Origin of the sequence: Saccharomonospora piscinae, from assembly GCF_005862235.1 — a bacterium.
GTDB lineage: Bacteria > Actinomycetota > Actinomycetes > Mycobacteriales > Pseudonocardiaceae > Saccharomonospora > Saccharomonospora piscinae.
In genome coordinates, this window is record NZ_VCEK01000001.1 from 17,059 (window position 1) to 37,511 (window position 20,453).

Genomic DNA, 20,453 nt, shown 5'->3' on the forward strand with positions numbered 1-20,453 from the left:
CGGGCACAGCGGAGCCTGCTCCCGCGTTACGCTTGACGTCATCAGTCGCGTGACGAGCTGGAGGTGCGGGTGAGCCAGGAGCTTGATTCCGTGGTCGCTGCCAGTTCGAACGCCGGCACGCCGACCCCGGCAGCCGAGGAGGCCACGAACCCTCCCGGCGCTGCCGTGCGCGCACCGTCGGCGACCCGGCGGGTCAGGGCGCGGCTGGCGCGGCGTATCACGGCGCAGCGTCCCGCGTCGGTGAAACAGGTGCTGGAACCGCTCGCCGTCATCCACCGCGAACTGCATCCGAGCGCGGACCTGGCGTTGTTGCAGCGTTCGTACGACGTCGCCGAGGAGTTGCACCGCGAGCAGCGCCGCAAGTCCGGCGATCCCTATATCACCCACCCGCTGGCCGTCGCCACCATCCTGGCGGAGCTGGGAATGGACACCACGACGCTGGTGGCCGCGCTGCTGCACGACACGGTCGAGGACACCGGGTACTCGGTGGAGCAGCTCACCGACGAGTTCGGTGAGAAGGTGGCCCAACTCGTCGACGGCGTCACCAAGCTCGACAAGGTCAAGCTCGGCACGGCGGCCGAGGCTGAGACCATTCGCAAGATGGTCATCGCCATGGCGCGTGATCCGAGGGTGCTGGTCATCAAGCTCGCCGACCGGCTGCACAACATGCGCACCATGCGCTTCCTGCCGCCGGAGAAGCAGGCGCGCAAGGCCAAGGAGACCCTGGAGGTCCTCGCCCCGCTGGCGCACCGGCTCGGCATGGCGACGGTGAAGTGGGAGCTGGAGGATCTGGCCTTCGCGATCCTGCAGCCGAAGAAGTACGACGAGATCGTGCGGCTGGTCGCCGATCGCGCGCCGTCGCGGGACACCTACCTGCGCTGGGTGATCGGGGAGCTGACCCGGCAGCTCGACGAGTCCCGCATCGGCGCGAAAGTGGAGGGCAGGCCCAAGCACTACTACTCCATCCACCAGAAGATGATCGTGCGAGGTCGCGACCTCGACGACATCCACGACCTGGTGGGCGTGCGCATCCTGGTGGAGGACGTGCGGGACTGCTACGCGGCCATGGGCGTGGTACACGCTCTGTGGCAACCGATGCCGGGCCGGTTCAAGGACTACGTCGCCCAGCCGCGCTACGGCGTGTACCAGTCGTTGCACACCACGGTGATCGGGCCGGACGGCAAGCCGCTCGAGGTGCAGATCCGCACCCACGAGATGCACCGCACCGCCGAGTACGGCATCGCGGCGCACTGGCGTTACAAGGAGACCAAGGGCACCCACCGCGGCAACGCCGTGGACGTCGACGAGATGGCGTGGATGCGCCAGCTGCTCGACTGGCAGCGGGAGGCCGCCGATCCGGGGGAGTTCCTGGAGTCCCTGCGCTACGACCTGGCGACCCGGGAGATCTTCGTCTTCACCCCCAAGGGCGACGTGATCACGCTGCCGGTGGGCTCGACGCCGGTGGACTTCGCCTACGCCGTGCACACCGAGGTGGGGCACCGGTGTATCGGGGCCAGGGTCAACGGCAGGCTCGTCGCGCTGGAACGCAAGCTGGACAACGGCGAGGTCGTCGAGATCTTCACCTCGAAGGCCGAGGGCGCGGGCCCCACGCACGACTGGTTGTCGTTCACCGGCTCGCCGAAGGCGAAGGCGAAGATCCGGCAGTGGTTCGCCAAGGAGCGCCGCGACGAGGCCATCGAGTCGGGCAAGGAGGCCATCGCCAAGGAGGTCCGTAAGATCGGGCTGCCACTGCAGCGGCTGGTCTCGGCCGACACGATGGGTTCGGTCGCCAAGGAGCTGCGCCACGCGGACATCAGCTCGCTGTACGCGGCGGTGGGTGAGCACCAGGTCGGGGCCAAGCACGTGGTGCAGCGTCTCGTCGCGCTCATCGGCGGGGTCGAGGAGGCCGAGGAGGAACTCGCCGAGCGAGCCACCCCGTCCACCGTCACCCAGCGCCGGAGCACGGGTGACGTCGGCGTCGTGGTCAGGGGCGGCGACACCGACATCTGGACGAAACTCGCGCGGTGCTGCACTCCCGTACCCGGTGACGAGATCCTGGGCTTCGTCACGCGCGGTGGTGGCGTGAGCGTGCACCGCACCGACTGCACCAACGCCGACGAGCTGCGCAGGCAACCGGAGCGGCTGCTGGAGGTCGAGTGGGCCCCCACGGAGTCGTCGGTCTTCCTCGTCGCCATCCAGGTCGAGGCGCTCGACCGGCACCGCCTGCTGTCCGACATCACCAAGGTGCTCGCCGACGAGCGGGTCAACATCCTGTCGGCGTCGGTGACGACCTCGCGGGACCGGGTCGCCGTCAGCCGGTTCACCTTCGAGATGGGTGACCCGAAGCACCTCGGTCACGTGCTCAAGGTCGTCCGCAACGTGGAGGGCGTCTACGACGTCTATCGCGTCACGTCGGCGTCCTGACGCCAGACCGCGCACCGTACTGTGTCGATCATGTACGACGGGATCGATCTCCGGGTCGACGGCGAGATCGCGACGGTGACGCTGGACCGCCCCGGCAAGATGAACGCCATCAGCCACGCCATGTGGTCGGCGGTCCCGGAACTGGTCGCGGCCGTGGACGCCGACCCGGCGGTGAAGGTCCTGCTCCTGACGGGGCAGGGCGGGCATTTCTCCGCCGGTGCCGACATCGGGGAGTTCCGCGACCTGCGGTCGACGGCCGAGGGCGCGGCGACCTACGACCGGGCGGTCACGGCGGCCGTGCGGGCGCTGACGGACCTGAGCAAGCCGAGCATCGCGATGATCCGGGGAAACTGCATCGGCGGCGGCTGCCAGTTGGCGGTGGCCTGCGACCTGCGATTCGCGGCCGAGGGAGCGCGGTTCGGCATCACTCCGGCCAAGCTCGGGATCGTCTACGACTTCACGTCGACCCGGCAGCTCGTGGCGCTGGTCGGTCCCGCCCACGCGCGGTACCTGCTGCTGTCCGCGCAGTGGGTGGACGCGGCCCGCGCCCGCGAGATGGGACTGGTCAACGAGGTCGTCGACCCCGATGCGCTGGACGAGACGACGGCCGGGTTCGCCCGCACACTCTGCTCGCGATCGCAGACGTCAGTGCGCGGGATGAACGAGATCATCGGCCGGATCCTGGCGGGCCAGCGCGAGTCGGACGCGGAGGTGGAGCGTATCCGCACCGAGGCGGTGCGCAGCGCCGACTACGCGGAGGGCGTGGCGGCCTTCCTGGACCGCCGCCCGCCGAACTTCACCTGACGCCGTGTCCGCAAGCTGGGTAGCCGTGTCCGCAGTTCGTGTCGCCGTGTCCGCAGTTCGGGACCGGTCAGCAAGCATTGGTTATACAATGCTTGCATGTCGACCATTCACGTCCGAGACGTCTCCGACGACACCCTCACCACACTGAAGGTCCGGGCCGCTCGCCAGGGCCAGTCGCTGCAAGCCTTCGTGCGAGGGCTGCTGGAGTCAGAGGCCAGGATGCTGACCCCCGAGGAAGCCGCGGGTCGAGCCCGGCAATTGGCTGCGCGCGGGAGAGTCACTGCAGACGACGTGGTCGCCGCTGCGGCAGAGGCCCGCGAGAGCCGCGAGTGATCGTAATTGATGCGTCCGCGTTGGTGGAGTTCCTGGTGGGCAGGGACACCGTCGGGGACACACTGCGCACCGACCTAGCGCGAAGTTCCTGGGCGGCACCGCACGCAGTCGATCTGGAGTGCGTGTCGACTCTCCGGGGCCTTGTGCGAGGGAAAAAGATCTCGGCAAATGAAGCGGAAGACGCTATTGAACTGCTCAGCGCTCTCCTGATCCGCCGGTTTGACCATGTGCCCCTTCTGCCCCGGATCTGGGAACTACGCCACAACATGTGGCCCTACGACGCGGCGTACGTCGCGCTGGCCGAGCTGCTCACCGTCGAGCTGGTCACCATCGACGCCAAGGTCGAGCGAGTGCCGGGGCTGCGATGCTCGGTACGCACCGTCCGGTAGCACCCGGCGGCTCACAGCGGGTGCTCCGGTATCGCCTCGTAGGCCTCCCGCAGCGGCGCGAGAGCGTCGGAGTGGCCGGGCAGAAGCAGGTCGTCGATGCCCGTGACCGGCCGGAGCAACGTCACCGCGTTGCACACGAACGCCGCCGTGAACCCGCCGACCTCGGCGAGCGGGACGGGGCGGTGGGTCACGGGCACCGCCCGCCGCCGCAGCGCGCGGGTCAGCAGCCGACCGGTCGTCCCGGTCAGTGCCGGCCCCTGCGGCCACACCACGCCGCCCCCGGCGTCGAGCAGCCCGACGGTGCCCACCGACGTCTCGGCCACGTGGCCGCCGGAGGTGACGAACAGCGCGTCGTCGAACCCCGCCTCACGCGCGGTGCGAGCGTGGTAGTGCTGCGCGAACGTGCCGACGTGCTTGAGGTCCGGCAACGCGCGTTCGGTGTGGACGGTCCGCAGCCGCATCGGACGGCCCGGCTCGGGTGCCGCGCGCAGGGTGACGAGCACGTCGGGCTCCCGGACGGTGGGGGCGCCGACGAGCGACACTCTCGCGACCACCGTGCCGCGTCCCGGCACGGCGCGGCGAAGGCACTCGCGCACGAACTCGCCGTCGAGGCCGGTGCCGAACACCCTCCGGTTGCCGTCGGCCAGGCGCTCCAGGTGGGCGTCGAGACCCCGCGTCCGCCCTTCGGTCACCCGCAGGGTCGTGAAGTGGCCGTAGTTGGCGACGGCGACGGCGGCGAGCTGCTCCGCCGTCGCCGTCCGCCCGTTGAGCTGGGCCACCGACGCGGGACTCAGGCGTCCACGGTCACGTCGGTGAACGTCACCTCGGTGTTGGGCTTGCCGCCGCCGGGGCTCGGGTCGAAGCTGCCGTCGTGGCCCGCGCGGGCGATCTCGTCGATCACCTCGAGTCCGGCGTCGTCGATCGTGCCGAACACCGTGTAGTCCGGGGGCAGCGGCGCCTCACCGAACACCATGAAGAACTGGCTGCCGTTGGTGTCGGGACCGCTGTTGGCCATCGCGAGAACACCCCGGCCGTAGGTCAGCGAGTCGAACGTCTCGTCGGCGAAGCTGTAGCCGGGGCCCCCGGTTCCGCTGCCCGTCGGGTCGCCGCACTGCAGCATCTGCAGCCCCTGGGTGCCGATGCGGTGGCAGCCGGTGTCGGTGTAGTAGCCCTCCTGCGCGAGGTGGACGAAGCTGTTCACCGTGCACGGTGCCAGTGCCCGGTCGAGGTCGAGGCCGATGTCACCGGCTTCGCTGTGCAGCGTCACCTTGGCCGTGCCCTCCGAGGACACGTTCTCGCCGTCCGGCGCGGGCACCTCCTTGGCCGCCTCCCCGGACTCGGGGTATTCGCACGTGGTCGGGTTGGGCAACGGTTCCGGCCGGGACGCGGGCTCCACCCGCTCCGTGGGAATCTGCACGTCCTCCTGCGGGGCCGACGGCGGCCCAGAGGCCGACGCCGACGAATCGGCCGCGGAATCGCTGCCGTCCGCGGTGCTGTCGTCGCCGCGTGTGGCCAGGATCACCACGAGCCCGGCGACGACGACCACGGCACCTACCGTGACGCCCACCCCGACGATCCGGCGTCGCTTGGCCTGTTCGCTGCGACGGGCGAGCTGTCGTTCGAGCTTGCGTTTCGCGGCCTCGCGGCGCTGCTGGTTGGTCGCCACCTGCCCTCCTTGGGTCCTCTCGGCGCACCCGCTGCGGGTGGCGGCAGTCTATGGGCACTGTCTGTGAGGAGGCTGTGTAGGGGCGGTGTTGGGCGGTCACAGCGGTCGGCGCGGGACGGCTAAGGTGTCAGCGATCCCAGAACCGGAGGTGTCCGCCGTGCTCGTCGTCGGGTTCCCGGCCGGCGTGTTCCAGGCGAACTGCTACCTGATCGCCACCGGTGAGGGCCGGGAGTGTGTCGTCGTCGATCCAGGTCAGGACGCCGAGTCCGCCGTCGCCGCCGCCCTGCGGGAGCGTTCGCTGACCCCCGTGGCGGTCCTGGCCACACACGGGCATGTCGACCACGTGGCCTCGGCGGCGGCCGTCGCCGACGCCCACGGCGTGCCGTGCTACATCCGGCCGGAGGATCGCCACCTGCTGGCCGATCCGCTCGCGGGCCTCGGCCCCGAGCTGGCGGACGTCGCGGGGCCGCTCGCGCCGATCGAACCCGCCGCCGTGGTGCCGCTGACCGCGCCCGTGCTCGACCTCGCCGGGTTGCGAATCGAGGTCGAGCACACCCCGGGCCACACGCCGGGCTCCGTCGTCTTCCGGCTGCGCAGCGACGAGGGCGGTGTTCTCGCGCTGACCGGCGACACCCTCTTCGCCGGGTCCGTCGGCCGGACCGACCTGCCGGGCGGCGATCCGGCCGCGCTCGCGCGGTCCCTGCGGGGGCTGCTGCGCCTCCCGGACCACACGGTCGTGCTGCCCGGGCACGGCGGGGCGACCACGCTCGGCCGCGAGCGAGCGGCCAACCCCTTTCTCACCGCCGAGACCGACAGCGAGGACGTGTCATGACCGAACCCGAGCCCGAGGGCGTCACTCCGGCCCGCGAACCCGACCGCATCGCGCTGTCCGGCGACGATCCCGCCGCGCGCCGGAAGCGGACGATCTCCGGGCTGATCGCGGTGGTGCTGCTCGCGGCGGCGTTCGGCGGGCTCGCGGGCCTGCTGGGCGGGCAGGTGGCGGGGCTGGTCGTGGCCGCGGTCGTCGCGGTGCCGCTGCTGGTGCTGGTGCTGTCCACCGCGCGCCGCCGCCTGTGGTTGGAGGGCACCGAGGTCGTCGTGCGCACCTGGGGGACGCGCAGGGTGGACCTGGTGACGGCCTCCCGGGTCGACCTGCTGCTCACCGACGTGCGTGGCGCCAGGACCGTGAGCCTGCTCGTCGGCGCGGAGCGGGGTCCGGCCGTGAAGATCGACCTGGCGGTCTACGCCGGAACCGGTGGCCGCGAGCTGGGCATTCTGGCGCTGCGGCGGCTGGCCGACGCGGTGGTGAACAACCTGAACTCCGGGGGCGTGGTCTTCTCCGAGCTGCTCGTGGCGCAGTTGCGTGCCGAGGCGCGGGGCGATGCCGCCGCCGCCCGCCCGCTCTACCGGCTGGCGTCGGCGGCGCCGTCGGCCAAGCTCGCCCAGCGTTTCAGCATGGAGGCCGTCAGCCGGTTCGTGGCGACTCTGGACGGCTGAGCGCCGCATCGCCTGGCACGTCGTCGCGGATGGCGATGAGGGCGGCCAGCACCGTCGTGAGCGGGACCGCCGCCACGATGCCGATGCTGCCGGTCAGCGTGCGCACGATCTCCGACGCGATGTCCTGGGACTGCAGGATCGGCGAGAGCCCCACGTCCGCCAGCGACGACAGCAGCAGCAGGGGCAGCGCCGCGCCCACGTAGGCCAGGACGAGTGTGTTGACCGCCGAGCCCACGTGGTCGCGACCGATCCGCAGCGCCGCCGTGTACAGGCCCCGCCAGCCCAGTGACGGGTTGGCGCGCCGGAGCTCCCACACGGCGCTGGCCTGGGTGACGGTGACGTCGTCGAGCACTCCGAGCGCACCGATCACCACCCCGGCCAGGAGCAGGCCGCGCGCGTCGACGCCCTCGCCCAGCGTCCCGATGAGGTCGCTGGTGTCGCCGCCGAGCCCGGTGAGGTTCGCGGCGGCCGAGAACACCGCCGACAGCACCCCGATCAGCGCGAGACTCGTCATCGTGCCCAGTACCGCGACCGAGGTCCGCGCCGAGAAGCCGTGCGTCGTGTACAGCGTGACGAACATGATCAGACCCGCGCCGGCGATGGCGACCAGCAGTGGATCGCGCCCCGCGAGGATGGCGGGAAGCAGGAACAACACGATGATCGCGAAGCTCACGCCCAGCGAGACCAGCGATGCGAGACCCTGCCACCGGCCCAGCAGCAACACCGCGAAGACGAACAACGCACCGAGCGCGAGTAGTGGCACTCCTCGCTGGAAGTCCCGGAGCTGGTAGGACGCCGGGTTCGAGGCGTCGGCGCCGCTGAAGGACAACACCACCTCGTCGCCGACCGCGAAGCGCGGTGTGCTCGGTTCCAGCGGCACGGTCTTGGTGATCGCGGTACCGGCGGCGGGGCCCTCGTCGAGCATCACCTCCACGGCCAGGCACTCATCGGCACCGGGCGCGGGCGTGCCGACCTGCACCTGCCCTGGCGCCAGGCAGGGACCGGCGGTCGCGGCCGTCACCACGCCGTCGACGGGCGTGCCGACCGACCGCTGAGCCCGCTCGTCCTCGCCGCCCCACGGATAGAGCACGCCCACCGCCACCAGCGCCGCCGCCGCGACCGGTGCCAGGAGCAGGAGCAGCATCCGCCGCACCCGCCGCGACGACGGGGGGACCGGCCCGTGCCCGTGCCCGTGGCCGTGGCCGGGTTCGGGCACGGCCACGGGCGGGGTGTCGGCGTCCGCGTCGTCGCGGGTGCGCGGGCGTGACATGTCACCCGTGCGTTCGCGCGCCGTCCCCGCCGCGGGCGGCGGCGCGGTACGGCGGCGCGGTGGTTCCCGCCTGGGCGCGGGTGGTCCCGCGGGATCGGGCCGCGCACGCCGGATCCGGGGCAGCGGCGCGGTCGGGTCGTCGGGATAGTCGGATGCCACCCGGACATCTTCCCCGCACCGTTACCGCGACACAGCACAGGTCGGGATCGTCGCGAACGGTGGGCGCATCCGGGGGAACCGACGGCCTTCCCCTCACGTCACAGGGTGCGAGAACGTGTCAGCGGCGGCGTGTCGAGCACCGACGCCCGTTCCGCACGTCCGGCTGGGGGTCGGACGTGGGAGACGGACGCCGACACGCCGCCCCGTTCTCGCCTCCCGCGGTGTGTCCCGCGACCGTTGTTCCGGCCGTCGAAACGCTGTCGTTGCGCGCCGACGGGCCCGGGGGGAAGCTGCCCCCCGGGGGAACAACAGGGAAAGGACCCGACTGTGGGCTCGGACGCGACGACTCGCCGGAGCGGCGACGGCGGCTACACGACCAGTACCGCCTTCCTGGAGGCGCTGGCCGAGGGCGGCGTGGAGTACGTCTTCGGCAACCTCGGCAGTGACCACCCGGGCATCCTCGAGGCGTACGCGCTGGCCCGCGCCGAGGGGCGCGAGCACACCCTGCCCCGCCTCGTGATCTGCCCGCACGAGAGCGTCGCGATGGCGGCGGCACTCGGCCATGCCCAGGTCAGCGGTGTGGCGCAGGTGGTGCTGGCGCACGTGGAGTGCGGCACCCAGAACATCGGCGGCATGCTGCACAACGCCGCCAAGGGCCGCACCGGGGTACTGATGTACGCGGGAGCGTCGCCCTTCACCCAGGACGGCGAGCTGTTCGGCAGCCGCAACGAGTTCATCCAGTGGATCCAGGACGTCCACGACCAGCGCGGCATCGTGCGCGGGTACACGAAGTACGACAACGAGATCCGCACGGGCGCCAACGTCAAGCAGCTCGTCCGCCGTGCGGTGCAGATCGCGAGCAGCAGCCCCGCGGGGCCGGTCTACCTCGTCGGTCCCCGGGAGGTCATGGAGGCCGAGGCGCCGCCGCAGCGGGCCGACCCGGCGCAGTTCCCGCCCGTCGCCCCGGCCGCGCTCGCGCCGGACACGGTGGAGCGGGTGGCCTCCGCGCTGGCGGGCGCGCGGCAGCCGGTGGTCGTCACCTCGTACCTCGGGCGCGACCGCGCGGCCGTGCCGGAGCTGGTCCGGCTGTGCGAGGCGGCGGGTGCCGGGGTGCTGGAGTCGGTGCCCATGCACGTCAACTTCCCCGCCGACCACCCGCTGCACTGGGGCTACCAGTGGAACGACCAGCACCACAACCCGCTGCTGGAATCAGCCGACGTGGTTCTGGTACTCGGCAGCGACGTGCCGTGGATCCCGACGCGGAACCGGCCGTCGGCCGACGCGCGGGTGTTCGTCGTCGACGAGGACCCGCTCAAGGAGCAGATGCCGCTGTGGCACGTGCCCGCCGAACTCTTCGCCCGTGCCGACCTCGCCACGGCGGTGCGGCAGCTGCGGGAGCGTGTCACGGAGCTGGCGGAGCCCTCCGCCGTGGCGGCCCGCCGGGCCACGGCGGAGGCCGAGCACGAGCGGCTGTTCGAGCAACGATCACGGTGCGAGGTCCCCGACGGCGAGACGATCACGCCGGAGTACCTGGTCGCGCTCGTCCGCGACCTCGTCGACGACGACACTCTGGTACTGACCGAGTCGATCACCAACTACCCCGCGGTGAGCTGGCACCTGCGCCGGAACACGCCCGGGTCGCTGCTCGGCTCCGGCGGTGGCTCGCTCGGGTGGGCACTCGGCGCGGCGGTGGGCGCCAAGCTCGCCGCACCGGACCGGACCGTGGTGTCCCTGGTCGGCGACGGCTCGTACCTCTTCGGTGTCCCGTCCTCGGCGTTCTGGCTGGCGCGCCGCTACGACGCGCCGTCGTTGACGATCGTCTTCGACAACAACGGCTGGAACGCGCCCAAGGCGTCGGCGCTGGGCGTGCATCCGGACGGCACGGCCGCGCGACACGACGACTTCGGGGTCGACTTCACCCCGCAGGCCGACCTGGCCGGCATCGCGGCCGCCGCGGGTGGCGCGTGGGGCAGGACGGTCAAGGCGGCGGGCGAGCTGCCCGGCGCGCTCGCGGAGGCGTACTCCGTCGTGCGGTCGGGCCGCGCCGCGGTCCTGGCTGTGCAGGTCCCCGGCCTCTGACGCGGTCATCGGCAGGGAAGCGTCCTCACCCGGGCGGGCGAACTCGTACTATTTCGCACCGTGGATGGGGAGACGAGGCAGCCTGCCCGCACGCGGTCGCGGTCGGTGCTCGCGCGCGGGCTGTCGCTGCTGGACGCGTTCACCTCCGGTGAACCCGAACTGACGCTCGCCGAGATCGCCGCCCGGACCGGGTTGCCCAAGCCCACGGCACACCGGCTGCTCGGCGATCTCGTGGAGTGGGGTGCGATCGAACGGTCGGGGCCGGGGCACTACCGGCTGGCGACCAAGCTGTTCCGGCTGGGGCAGCTGGTGCCCGTCCACCGCGTCCTGCGGGAGGCCGCGCTGCCGCACCTGGAGCGGCTGCACGAGGTCAGCAGGGAGAACGTGCACCTCGCCGTGGCCGACAGCGTCTACACGCTGTTCGTCGAGAAGGTCACCGGGCGCGACGCCATGCCCCTGCGCTCGCGGGTGGGCTCGCGGCTGTTGTCGCACTGCACGGCCACGGGCAAGGTGTTCCTCGCCTGGGGCGGTCGCGACCGGTTCCATCGCCTGGTCACCGCGGGGCTGCCCCGGCTCACCCCGAGAACCATCGTGTTGCCGGGGCTGCTGCACCAGGATCTCACGCGCACGGTCGAGCGGGGTGTGGGAATCAGCTACGAGGAGGCCGAGGCCGGGGTGGCTGCCGTGGCCGCTCCCGTCCACGGCAGGGCCGGGCGGGTGGTGGCCGCCCTGTCCGTGACCGGCCGGGCGCAGACCCTCGATCTGGACCGGTTCGGGCAGGCCGTGCGGGTCGCCGCGACCGCGATGTCGACCGCGCTCGGTGATGGCGTGTGAGCGCAGCGGATCACCGGTCCGGGTGATCGGGGCGCGAACAGACCCGCGCACGGCAAACCTGGTGGCGTCGGCGCCGGTTGCATTGGCTAACCTGTGCTGTCGGCTGCCCGTGCCGCGCGGTGCCGTGCCGGACCACCGGGCAGCGACCACCCGTCGGACGAACGTTTGTCGAGAGGATCCCGCGAAGTGCTTCGCACCCACAACGCCGGCGCGCTGCGTGCCGGGCACGTTGGCCAGACAGTCACCCTCACCGGCTGGGTGGCACGGCGGCGCGATCACGGCGGGGTGATCTTCATCGATCTCCGCGACGCCAGTGGCATCGCCCAGATCGTGTTCCGCGAGGGCGAGATGGCCGAGCGCGCCCACGGGCTGCGCTCCGAGTACTGCCTGCGGATCACCGGCGAGGTCTCCCGGCGGCCCGAGGGCAACGAGAACCCCGAGATCTCCACCGGCGACATCGAGGTCTACGTCACCGACCTCGAGGTGCTGTCCGAGTCGGCGGTGCTGCCCTTCCCCATCGACGAACGCCTTGAGGTGGGGGAGGAGACCCGGCTGCGGTACCGGTATCTGGACCTGCGGCGCGGCGGGCCCGCCTCGGCCATGCGGCTGCGCAGCGAGGTCAACCGGGTGGCCCGGGACGTCCTGCACCGGCACGACTTCGTCGAGGTGGAGACTCCGACCATGACCCGCTCGACGCCCGAGGGCGCGCGGGACTTCCTGGTGCCCGCGCGGCTGCGCCCCGGAGCGTGGTACGCGCTGCCGCAGTCGCCGCAGCTGTTCAAGCAGTTGCTCATGGTCGGCGGCCTCGAACGCTATTACCAGATCGCCCGCTGCTACCGCGACGAGGACTTCCGGGCCGACCGGCAGCCCGAGTTCACCCAGCTCGACATCGAGATGAGCTTCGTCGAGCAGGACGACGTCATCGCGCTGGCCGAGGAAGTGATCTCGGCGCTGTGGTCGCTCGCCGGTGCCGAGGTCACCGCCCCGTTCCGGCGGATGACCTACGCCGAGGCCATGAGCCGCTACGGCACCGACAAGCCCGACCTGCGGTTCGGACTGGAACTCGTCGAGCTGACCGAGTTCTTCGCCGACACGCCGTTCCGGGTGTTCCAGGCACCGTACGTGGGCGCCGTGGTGATGCCCGGTGGTGCCGACCAGCCCCGCCGAACGCTGGACGCCTGGCAGGAGTGGGCCAAGCAGCGGGGTGCCAAGGGTCTCGCCTACGTGCTCGTCGGCGAGGACGGGACGCTGGGCGGTCCGGTGGCCAAGAACCTGTCCGAGCAGGAGCGGGACTCCCTCGCCGACGCCGTCGGCGCCAAGCCGGGCGACTGCGTGTTCTTCGCTGCGGGCAGGCCGAAGGACTCCAGGGCACTGCTGGGCGCGGCCAGGGTCGAGATCGCCCACCGCCTCGGCATGGTGGACGAGAACGCGTGGTCGTTCGTGTGGGTCGTGGACGCCCCGCTGTTCGAGTCGGCCGACGAGACCGACGACGTGGCCGTGGGCAGCGGCAAGTGGACCGCCGTACACCACGCCTTCACCTCACCGACCCCGGAGTGGATCGACAAGTTCGAGTCGGACCCCGGCAACGCGCTCGCCTACGCCTACGACATCGTCTGCAACGGCAACGAGATCGGCGGCGGCTCCATCCGTATCCACCGCGCCGACGTGCAGAAGCGCGTGTTCGAGGTGATGGGTCTCTCGGCGGACGAGGCGCAGGAGAAGTTCGGCTTCCTGCTCGACGCCTTCCAGTACGGCCCGCCCCCGCACGGCGGCATCGCGTTCGGCTGGGACCGCATCGTGATGCTGCTGGCCCGCGCCGAGTCGCTGCGCGAGGTGATCGCGTTCCCGAAGACCGGTAACGGCTTCGACCCGCTCACCGGAGCGCCCGCGCCCATCACAGCCCAGCAGCGCAAGGAGGCCGGGGTCGACGCCAAGCCGCAGCAGCGCTGACGCACCAGCACGGAGAAACCAGCGGCCCCGTCCGGCGCGCGTCAGCCGTTTGCCTGTGGTGGGGCCCTCTCGTCGACTAGTAGGGTCGGACACGATGATTCTGGATGCCTCTTCCACCGACGATTCCCCCGTCGGCGGAGGAGTCGAACCGTCTCCGGTCGCCGCAGCGGTGGCGACCGCCGAATCCGTCCTCGCACACCGCTTCGGCAGTTCCATCCCGCTGGCGGAGCCCGAGGACCTCGCGGGCAGCGGCCCCGCCACCGTGGTCAGGGCCAGGGTGGCCTCCTCGGCGTTCGCGCTGCCGCGCACCCTGGTGATCAAGCACTACCCGGAGGAGCCCGACGGCGGATGGCCCGACTCCTTCGCCAGGGAAGCTGCGACCTACCAGTTGTTCACCGCGTTGCCACCCGAGGACCGGGTGTGTCCCGAGCTGCTGGCTCACGACGGTGACAAGCGCATCCTGGTGCTCGACGACCTCGGCCGGGCTCCGACGCTGGAGGACAAGCTGCGCGGGTCGGACGCCCGGGCTGCCGAGACCGCGCTGCTGTCGTGGGCGCGCGCGCTCGGCCGGATGCACGCGAGCACCGCCGGTCGCGAGCCGGACTTCGACGCGCTACTGCGCAGGCTCAGCCGCGCGCGCGGCGACGAGGCGGGACCCGACCACGACGGTGACGACATGGTGCCGCTCGCGGCGGTCGCGGAACTGCCCGCCCTGCTGCACGGCTCGTTCGGTGTCTCGACGCCCGACACCGTGCTGGACACGGTGGAACGCGCGGCAGAGGGGTCCCGTTCGGCGACCTACCGGGCGTTCAGCCCGGTGGATCTGTGGCCGGACAACAACCTGATCACCGATGCCGGAGTGCGATTCCTCGACTTCGAGCACGGGCGCATCCGCAACGCACTGGCCGACGTCGCCCACCTGTGGGCACCGTTCGCGTCGAGCCCGCAACCGCTGGCGCTGCCCGGCGGGCTGAGCGAGGCGATGACCGCGGCCTGGCGGGCCGAGGTCGTGGAACTGTGGCCGGGCCTGGCCGACGACGAGCGGCTCTCGTCGTTCACGCTGAACGCCCAGCTGGTGCTGGTGTGGGTGAGCACGTGGCGCGACCTGCCCAACCTGGGCGACGCCCGTGGCGCCGGACCGGCCAGCCGTGCGGCGGCGCTCGTGAGCTGGTGGCGCGATCTCGCCGGGCGGGCGGAACTCGCGGGCGAGCAGGCCGTCGCCGACCACGCGGCGGCGGTGTCCGCCGCGCTCGACGCGCGCCTCGGCCCGGGGCTTGAGCTGGCGCTGTACCCGGCGTTCCGGTAGCGGCGGCACCGCGGTGACAGCGGCAACAACACTGTCGGCGGGGCCGGTTACGGTCGGGGTGTGCACCAGGACGAACTCTTCAGGGTGAACCCGGACGTCGCCGAGTCCGGGCGCGCCGAGTCGGCGACCTCGACGGCCCCGGTCTCGACCCCGGCCCCGGCCCACGCCCCGCTCGCGGTGCGGATGCGGCCTCGGTCGCTGGACGAGGTGGCGGGGCAGCAGCACCTGCTGTCCGACGGCGCGCCACTGCGCAGGCTGGTGGAGGGCGCCACACCCGCGTCGGTGCTGCTGTACGGGCCTCCGGGCACCGGCAAGACCACTTTGGCCGGTCTCGTCTCGACGGCCACCGGGCGGCGCTTTGTCGCGCTCTCGGCGCTGTCGGCTGGTGTCAAGGAGGTCCGCGGCGTCATCGAGGAGGCACGTCGTCGCCGCCAGTACACCACCGAGGACACCGTGCTGTTCATCGACGAGGTCCACCGCTTCTCCAAGACACAGCAGGACGCGCTGCTGGGCGCGGTCGAGGACCGCACCGTGCTGCTGGTGGCGGCCACGACCGAGAACCCGTCGTTCTCGGTCGTGGCCCCGCTGTTGTCGCGGTCGCTGGTGCTGCAACTCCGGCCGCTGACCGACGACGACGTGGCCGGGCTCGTTCGCCGGGCCGTGTCCGACGAGCGCGGTCTCGCGGGCGGTGTCGACGTCGCCGACGAGGCGGTCGAGCACCTGGTGCGGCTCGCGGCGGGGGACGCGCGCCGGGCGCTGACCGCGTTGGAGGCGGCCGCCGAGGCGGCCACGGCCACGGGCACGGGCCGGATCGACCTCGCCACCGTGGAGTCCACGGTGGACAAGGCGGCCGTGCGTTACGACCGTGACGGCGACCAGCACTACGACGTCATCAGTGCGTTCATCAAGTCGATTCGCGGCTCCGACGTCGACGCCGCGCTGCACTATCTCGCTCGCATGATCGAGGCGGGCGAGGACCCGCGTTTCATCGCCCGCAGGCTGGTGGTGCATGCCAGTGAGGACATCGGACTGGCCGATCCGGGCGCGTTGCAGGCCGCGGTCGCCGCCGCCCACACCGTGCAGCTCATCGGTATGCCCGAGGGCAGGCTGGCGCTCGCGCAGGCGACCGTCCATCTCGCCACCGCGCCGAAGTCCAACGCCGTCATCACGGCCATCGACGCGGCGCTGGCCGACGTGCGCTCCGGCGGTGTCGGCTCGGTGCCGCCGCACCTGCGCGACGGGCACTACACGGGTGCGGCGACCCTCGGTAACGCCCAGGGCTACCGCTATCCCCACGACACAGCGGAGGGCGTGCTCGCCCAGCAGTACCCGCCGGACGAACTCGTCGGCCGGGACTACTACCACCCCGGGTGGCACGGCGCGGAACGCACCCTGGCCGAGCGGGTGCCGAAGCTGCGCCGCACTATCCGGGGAGGCGGTCGGTAGTGGCTGACGACGCGCGGTAGCCTGACGGCCAATCCTGGTGGTCGGTGATGAAGTTCCGAGGAGGGTATGTGTCGGCAGGGCAGATCGCCGCGTTGATCGCCGCGGGCGCCTTCGTGCTGCTGGTGTTGTTCCTGGTGATCGCGCTGGTCAAGCTCGGCCGCACGCTCGACGAGGCCACGACCGCGATTCGCAAGGCGCACGAGAACACCGATCCGCTCCTGCACGGGGCGAATGAAACGATCACCCACGTCAACACGCAGTTGGAGCGGGTGGACGGCATCACGGCCAACGCGCAGGCGGTGTCGGGCAACGTGTCCGCCCTCTCGTCGGTGTTCACCGCCACGCTCGGAGGGCCGCTCGTGAAGACGGCCGCGCTCTCCTACGGCATCAGCAAGGCGATGCGGGCTCGCAGGCGCAAGGCCGACGAGGGCAAGCACTCCCGCCGCAGGAGGAAGAAGGGCGGTCGGTGATGAAGCGACTCTTCTGGCTCGGTGTCGGTGTCGCCGCAGGGGTGACGCTGTCCCGCAAGGCGACCGAGACGGCTCGTCAGGCCTCGCCCGCCGGGTTAGCCTCGAACGTGGGTGACGCCATCCGGGAGCTGGCGGGCGCCGTCGGCGCGTTCGGCGCCGACGTCCGTGTCGGCATGAGCGAGCGGGAGCACGAGCTGAACGACATCGTGGAGCACCGTTCCGGACTGCCCCGGCAGCCCGCGGTCCGGGACGAGCGGGTGCGCGGGCGGCATGCCGCGCCCGAGTCCCGGCGAGCGCGCAGGGCGGAGAGCTGACGGACGCGGTCGACACGCCGGCCCCTGCGGGTCGCCGCGGCCACGGCCTCTTCGCCGCCCCCGTTCGCATCCATCAGGACCGGTCCGCGCGATCCCGCGAGCCCGGCCGCCTCACGCCAAGGAAGACCAGTGGAAACACACGAGATCAACAAGCGATTTCTCGACTTCTTCGCCCGGCACGACCACACGAGGGTGCCGAGTGCGTCACTGCTCCTGGACGACCCGACGTTGCTGTTCGTGAACGCGGGCATGGTCCAGTTCAAGCCCTACTTCGTCGGTGAGGTACCCGCTCCCTACCCACGCGCCACCAGCGTGCAGAAGTGCGTGCGCACCGGCGACATCGACGAGGTCGGCAAGACCACCCGCCACAACACGTTCTTCCAGATGGCGGGCAACTTCTCGTTCGGCGATTACTTCAAGCACGGCGCCATCAAGCAGGCGTGGGAACTGCTCACCACGTCGCAGGACGACGGTGGCTTCGGCTTCGACCCCAGCAGGTTGTGGGCCACCGTGTACGAGCACGACGCGGAGACGGCCGCCCTGTGGCGGGAGATCGCGGGCCTGCCCTCGGACCGCATCCAGTACCGCGACGCCGAGGACAACTACTGGGACATGGGCGTACCCGGCCCGTGCGGGCCGTGCTCCGAGATCTACTACGACCGTGGGCCCGAGTACGGCCGCGAGGGCGGTCCCGCCGTGGACGAGGACCGCTATCTGGAGATCTGGAATCTGGTCTTCATGCAGGAACTGCGGGGCGAGCTGAGCCCGAAGAAGGGCCACGCGCCCATCGGGGAGCTGCCGCAGAAGAACATCGACACCGGCATGGGTATCGAGCGTGTCGCGTACCTGTTGCAGGGTGTCGAGAACGTCTACGAGACCGACCTCGTGCGCCCGGTGATCAACCGCGCCGAGGAGTTCTCCGGCCGTCGCTACGGCGCCGACCACACCGACGACGTCCGCTTTCGCGTCATCGCCGACCACGCGCGGTCGGGAGTCATGCTCATCGCCGACGGCGTCACGCCCGGCAACGAGGCACGGGGCTACGTGCTGCGCCGCCTGTTGCGCCGCATCGTGCGCTCGGTGCGGCTGCTCGGTGTCCACGAGCCGGTGTTGCCGGAATTCGCCGCCGTGGTGCGCGACGCGATGGCGCCGTCGTACCCGGAGGTCGCCCGCGACTTCGACCGCATCAGCGATGTGATGCGGCTGGAGGAGGAGACGTTCCTGGCCACCCTGACCAGTGGCTCGCGCATCTTCGACCTCGCGGCGAGTCAGACCCGGGACTCCGGTGGCACGATCCTCGCGGGCGACAAGGCCTTCCAGCTGCACGACACCTACGGCTTCCCCATCGACCTGACGCTGGAGATGGCCGCGGAGCAGGGCCTCGCGGTGGACGAGGACGGCTTCCGCACGCTCATGGAGCAGCAGCGGCAGCGCGCGAAGGCCGACGCCGCCTCCCGCAAGACCGGCCGCGGCGACCTCTCGGTGTACCGCAACCTGCTGGAGGACCACGGGGAGACCCAGTTCCTCGGCTACACGGACCTGCAGGCCGACGCCAGGGTGCTGGGCCTGCTCGTCGACGGCAAACCCGTTCCCGCCGCGGCGGAGGGCACCACCGCCGAGCTCGTACTCGACCGCACCCCCTTCTACGCGGAGGGTGGTGGGCAGATCGCCGACACGGGCGTGCTCGTGGGCGAGGGTGTCGAACTCACGGTGCTCGACGTGCAGAAGCTGGTGCCTGGCCTGTTCGTCCACCGGGTGGAGGTCGTGGCGGGCGAGGTGGGCGTGGACACCCGCCTCACGGCCTCGGTGGACGGCACGCGGCGCGCGGCCGTCGCGCGGTCGCACTCGGCCACTCACCTGGTACACGCGGCGGTGCGGGGCGCCTATGGCAACCGCGCGGCCCAGGCGGGGTCGCTCAACACGCCCGGCCGGATGCGCTTCGACTTCACCACGCCGAAGTCCGTGTCGGCCGACGTTCTCACCGAGGTCGAGGAGGAGGTCAACGACTACCTCCAGACCGATGTCGAGGTGCGGTCGTACACGACGACCAAGGACCGGGCGCTCGAACTCGGCGCGGTCGCGCTGTTCGGCGAGAAGTACGGCAACGACGTGCGGGTGGTCGACATGGGCGACTACTCGCGGGAGCTCTGCGGCGGCACCCACGTCGAGCGCATCGGCCAGCTCGGGCTGGTCAAGCTGGTCGGCGACGCCTCCGTGGGCTCCGGCGTGCATCGCGTCGAGGCCCTCGTCGGCGGCGATGCCCTGCGCCACGTGCGTAAGGAGCAGCTGCTGGTGTCACAACTGGCCGGAACGCTGAAGGTGCCCACCGACGAGTTGCCGTCGCGCGTCGAGGACGTGCTGACCCGGCTGCGCAACGCCGAGAAGGAGATCGAGCAGCTGCGGATGCGCGAGGTGCTGGGGTCGGCGGGCACGCTGGCCGACCGCGCCACCGACGTCGGCGGGGTCGCGGTCGTGGCGGAGCGGCTCGACCAGAGCATCGACGCGGGCTCGCTGCGTGCGCTCACCGGCGAGGTGCGCAACCGGCTGGGCACCCGCCCCGGCGTCGTGGCGTTGTTCTCCCCGTCCGGCGACGGGAAGGTGAGCTTCGTGGTCGCCACCACCGCCGCCGCCCGTGACGCCGGGCTGGCGGCGGGCAAGCTCGTGCCCGCGTTCGCCGAGTCGATCGGTGGGCGAGGTGGCGGCAAGCCCGACATGGCGCAGGGCGGCGGCAGCAGGCCCGACGGCATCGGGCAGGCCGTGGAGGCCCTCCGCTCGGCCGTCGCGGCGGCCCGGTGAGCGACGTTCGGCCCGACCGGCCCGGGGAGCACGACCCCGGGGCCGGTCGGCGGCTCGCCGTCGACGTCGGGTCGGTCCGGGTCGGGGTCGCGCTGAGCGATCCCGCGCCGATCCTGGCGACCCCGCTCGTTACCCTGTCGCGTGATGTCGACACCGACAGCGATCTCGGCGAGCTCGCCCGGCTCGTCGCCGAACACGATGTGGTCGAGGTGATCGTGGGACTGCCGAGGACACTGGCCGACCGTCACGGCAGCGCCGCCACCGTCGCCACCGACTACGCGGGGCGGCTGGCTGAGCGGATCGCACCCGTCGCGGTACGGCTGGCCGACGAGCGGCTGAGCACCGTGAGCGCGAGCCGGATGCTGTCTCAGCGCGGTGTGAAGGGACGTAAGCAGCGGGCGGTCGTCGACCAGGCCGCCGCCGTGGAGATTCTGCAGGGCTGGCTGGACGCGCGTGCCGCCGCTGTCGGACGGGAGGCAGGACAGCAGTGAGCACACCCTTCGACGGCGCCGACGCACAGGACCCCCGCAGGCGGCGCCCCGGACCGCCCGGGCCACGTTCCCAGCGCGGCCAGCACCCCCCTCATCCGGCGCCGGGGCAGCCCCCGCAGGGGCCGAGGCCGCAGGCCCCGCCCCCGCCGCAGGCGTCGCCCCGGCCATCCCGGCGTTCGGCGACCGGGGAGAACCCGCTCCCGCCACGCCGTGCTCCCCGCACCG

At 71.8% G+C, this 20,453-nt stretch carries 18 protein-coding genes; 15 read left to right on the forward strand and 3 right to left on the reverse strand.

Annotated features, from left to right (window positions below; translation table 11 throughout):
• The first annotated feature begins 69 nt into the window (after positions 1-69).
• From FFT09_RS00095 to FFT09_RS00110, 4 genes are all read left to right on the forward strand, one after another.
• Positions 70-2,424 (forward strand): RelA/SpoT family protein, encoded by a 2,355-nt coding sequence (locus tag FFT09_RS00095; protein ID WP_081190550.1) that lies wholly within the window; start codon positions 70-72, stop codon positions 2,422-2,424.
• A gap of 30 nt (positions 2,425-2,454) precedes the next feature.
• A complete protein-coding gene (locus FFT09_RS00100) occupies positions 2,455-3,228 on the forward strand; it encodes an enoyl-CoA hydratase/isomerase family protein (RefSeq protein ID WP_024873653.1) in 774 nt (257 codons plus the stop codon).
• A 96-nt stretch (positions 3,229-3,324) separates the two neighbouring features.
• Entirely contained in the window at positions 3,325-3,561 is a 237-nt protein-coding gene (locus FFT09_RS00105) for a FitA-like ribbon-helix-helix domain-containing protein (protein WP_081190335.1), read from the forward strand.
• Entirely contained in the window at positions 3,558-3,950 is a 393-nt protein-coding gene (locus FFT09_RS00110; RefSeq protein ID WP_024873655.1) for a type II toxin-antitoxin system VapC family toxin, read from the forward strand. The genes FFT09_RS00105 and FFT09_RS00110 overlap by 4 nt, the downstream gene beginning before the upstream one ends.
• Positions 3,951-3,961: 11 nt before the next feature.
• On the opposite strand, the gene FFT09_RS00115 is transcribed toward FFT09_RS00110, so the two are convergent.
• Together FFT09_RS00115 and FFT09_RS00120 are read right to left on the reverse strand one after the other, a co-directional pair.
• Positions 3,962-4,729, reverse strand: coding sequence for an aminotransferase class IV (locus FFT09_RS00115; protein ID WP_244231110.1), 768 nt, complete (start codon positions 4,727-4,729; stop codon positions 3,962-3,964).
• An 11-nt stretch (positions 4,730-4,740) separates the two neighbouring features.
• Complete coding sequence (locus FFT09_RS00120) at positions 4,741-5,616, reverse strand: peptidylprolyl isomerase (protein WP_081190333.1); 876 nt, start codon at positions 5,614-5,616, stop codon at positions 4,741-4,743.
• 157 nt (positions 5,617-5,773) lie between these two features.
• Here FFT09_RS00120 and FFT09_RS00125 point away from each other — a divergent pair, with 157 nt between their 5' ends.
• Together FFT09_RS00125 and FFT09_RS00130 are read left to right on the forward strand one after the other, a co-directional pair.
• Positions 5,774-6,448, forward strand: a complete 675-nt coding sequence (locus tag FFT09_RS00125) for an MBL fold metallo-hydrolase (RefSeq protein WP_138381980.1) — start codon at positions 5,774-5,776, stop codon at positions 6,446-6,448.
• Positions 6,445-7,113, forward strand: coding sequence for a hypothetical protein (locus tag FFT09_RS00130; RefSeq protein WP_024873659.1), 669 nt, complete (start codon positions 6,445-6,447; stop codon positions 7,111-7,113). Before FFT09_RS00125 ends, FFT09_RS00130 begins: the two co-directional genes overlap by 4 nt.
• On the opposite strand, the gene FFT09_RS00135 is transcribed toward FFT09_RS00130, so the two are convergent.
• Entirely contained in the window at positions 7,082-8,266 is a 1,185-nt protein-coding gene (locus tag FFT09_RS00135; RefSeq protein WP_208544352.1) for a YibE/F family protein, read from the reverse strand. The genes FFT09_RS00130 and FFT09_RS00135 overlap by 32 nt on opposite strands.
• Positions 8,267-8,869: 603 nt before the next feature.
• On the opposite strand from FFT09_RS00135, the gene FFT09_RS00140 reads away from it, so the two are divergent.
• The 9 genes from FFT09_RS00140 to ruvX all read left to right on the forward strand — a co-directional run bounded on the left by FFT09_RS00140 (position 8,870) and on the right by ruvX (position 20,228).
• Positions 8,870-10,621: a thiamine pyrophosphate-requiring protein gene (locus tag FFT09_RS00140; RefSeq protein ID WP_138381438.1), complete on the forward strand. Its 1,752-nt coding sequence runs from the start codon at positions 8,870-8,872 to the stop codon at positions 10,619-10,621.
• A gap of 60 nt (positions 10,622-10,681) precedes the next feature.
• Positions 10,682-11,455 carry an IclR family transcriptional regulator gene (locus FFT09_RS00145; RefSeq protein WP_081190330.1) on the forward strand — a complete coding sequence of 258 codons (774 nt, stop codon included), beginning with the start codon at positions 10,682-10,684 and terminating at the stop codon, positions 11,453-11,455.
• A 186-nt stretch (positions 11,456-11,641) separates the two neighbouring features.
• Positions 11,642-13,405 carry an aspartate--tRNA ligase gene (gene aspS / locus FFT09_RS00150; RefSeq protein ID WP_138381439.1) on the forward strand — a complete coding sequence of 588 codons (1,764 nt, stop codon included), beginning with the start codon at positions 11,642-11,644 and terminating at the stop codon, positions 13,403-13,405.
• 94 nt (positions 13,406-13,499) lie between these two features.
• Complete coding sequence (locus tag FFT09_RS00155) at positions 13,500-14,711, forward strand: aminoglycoside phosphotransferase family protein (RefSeq protein ID WP_024873664.1); 1,212 nt, start codon at positions 13,500-13,502, stop codon at positions 14,709-14,711.
• 60 nt (positions 14,712-14,771) lie between these two features.
• Positions 14,772-16,157 carry a replication-associated recombination protein A gene (locus tag FFT09_RS00160; protein WP_138381440.1) on the forward strand — a complete coding sequence of 462 codons (1,386 nt, stop codon included), beginning with the start codon at positions 14,772-14,774 and terminating at the stop codon, positions 16,155-16,157.
• 68 nt (positions 16,158-16,225) lie between these two features.
• Positions 16,226-16,627: a DUF948 domain-containing protein gene (locus FFT09_RS00165; protein ID WP_024873666.1), complete on the forward strand. Its 402-nt coding sequence runs from the start codon at positions 16,226-16,228 to the stop codon at positions 16,625-16,627.
• A complete protein-coding gene (locus FFT09_RS00170; RefSeq protein ID WP_081190327.1) occupies positions 16,627-16,941 on the forward strand; it encodes a hypothetical protein in 315 nt (104 codons plus the stop codon). The genes FFT09_RS00165 and FFT09_RS00170 overlap by 1 nt, the downstream gene beginning before the upstream one ends.
• 129 nt (positions 16,942-17,070) lie before the next feature.
• Entirely contained in the window at positions 17,071-19,737 is a 2,667-nt protein-coding gene (gene alaS / locus FFT09_RS00175) for an alanine--tRNA ligase (protein WP_081190326.1), read from the forward strand.
• Entirely contained in the window at positions 19,734-20,228 is a 495-nt protein-coding gene (ruvX, locus tag FFT09_RS00180; protein ID WP_024873669.1) for a Holliday junction resolvase RuvX, read from the forward strand. Before alaS ends, ruvX begins: the two co-directional genes overlap by 4 nt.
• The last annotated feature ends 225 nt before the right edge of the window (positions 20,229-20,453 follow it).

What these genes read in the sequence shown, in the direction of transcription:
- FFT09_RS00105 (WP_081190335.1), top strand. Translation starts at nt 3,325, where the DNA reads ATGTCGACCATTCACGTCCGAGACGTCTCCGACGACACCCTCACCACA.
- FFT09_RS00155 (WP_024873664.1), top strand. Translation starts at nt 13,500, where the DNA reads ATGATTCTGGATGCCTCTTCCACCGACGATTCCCCCGTCGGCGGAGGA.
- FFT09_RS00170 (WP_081190327.1), top strand. Translation starts at nt 16,627, where the DNA reads ATGAAGCGACTCTTCTGGCTCGGTGTCGGTGTCGCCGCAGGGGTGACG.
- FFT09_RS00100 (WP_024873653.1), top strand. Translation starts at nt 2,455, where the DNA reads ATGTACGACGGGATCGATCTCCGGGTCGACGGCGAGATCGCGACGGTG.
- FFT09_RS00130 (WP_024873659.1), top strand. Translation starts at nt 6,445, where the DNA reads ATGACCGAACCCGAGCCCGAGGGCGTCACTCCGGCCCGCGAACCCGAC.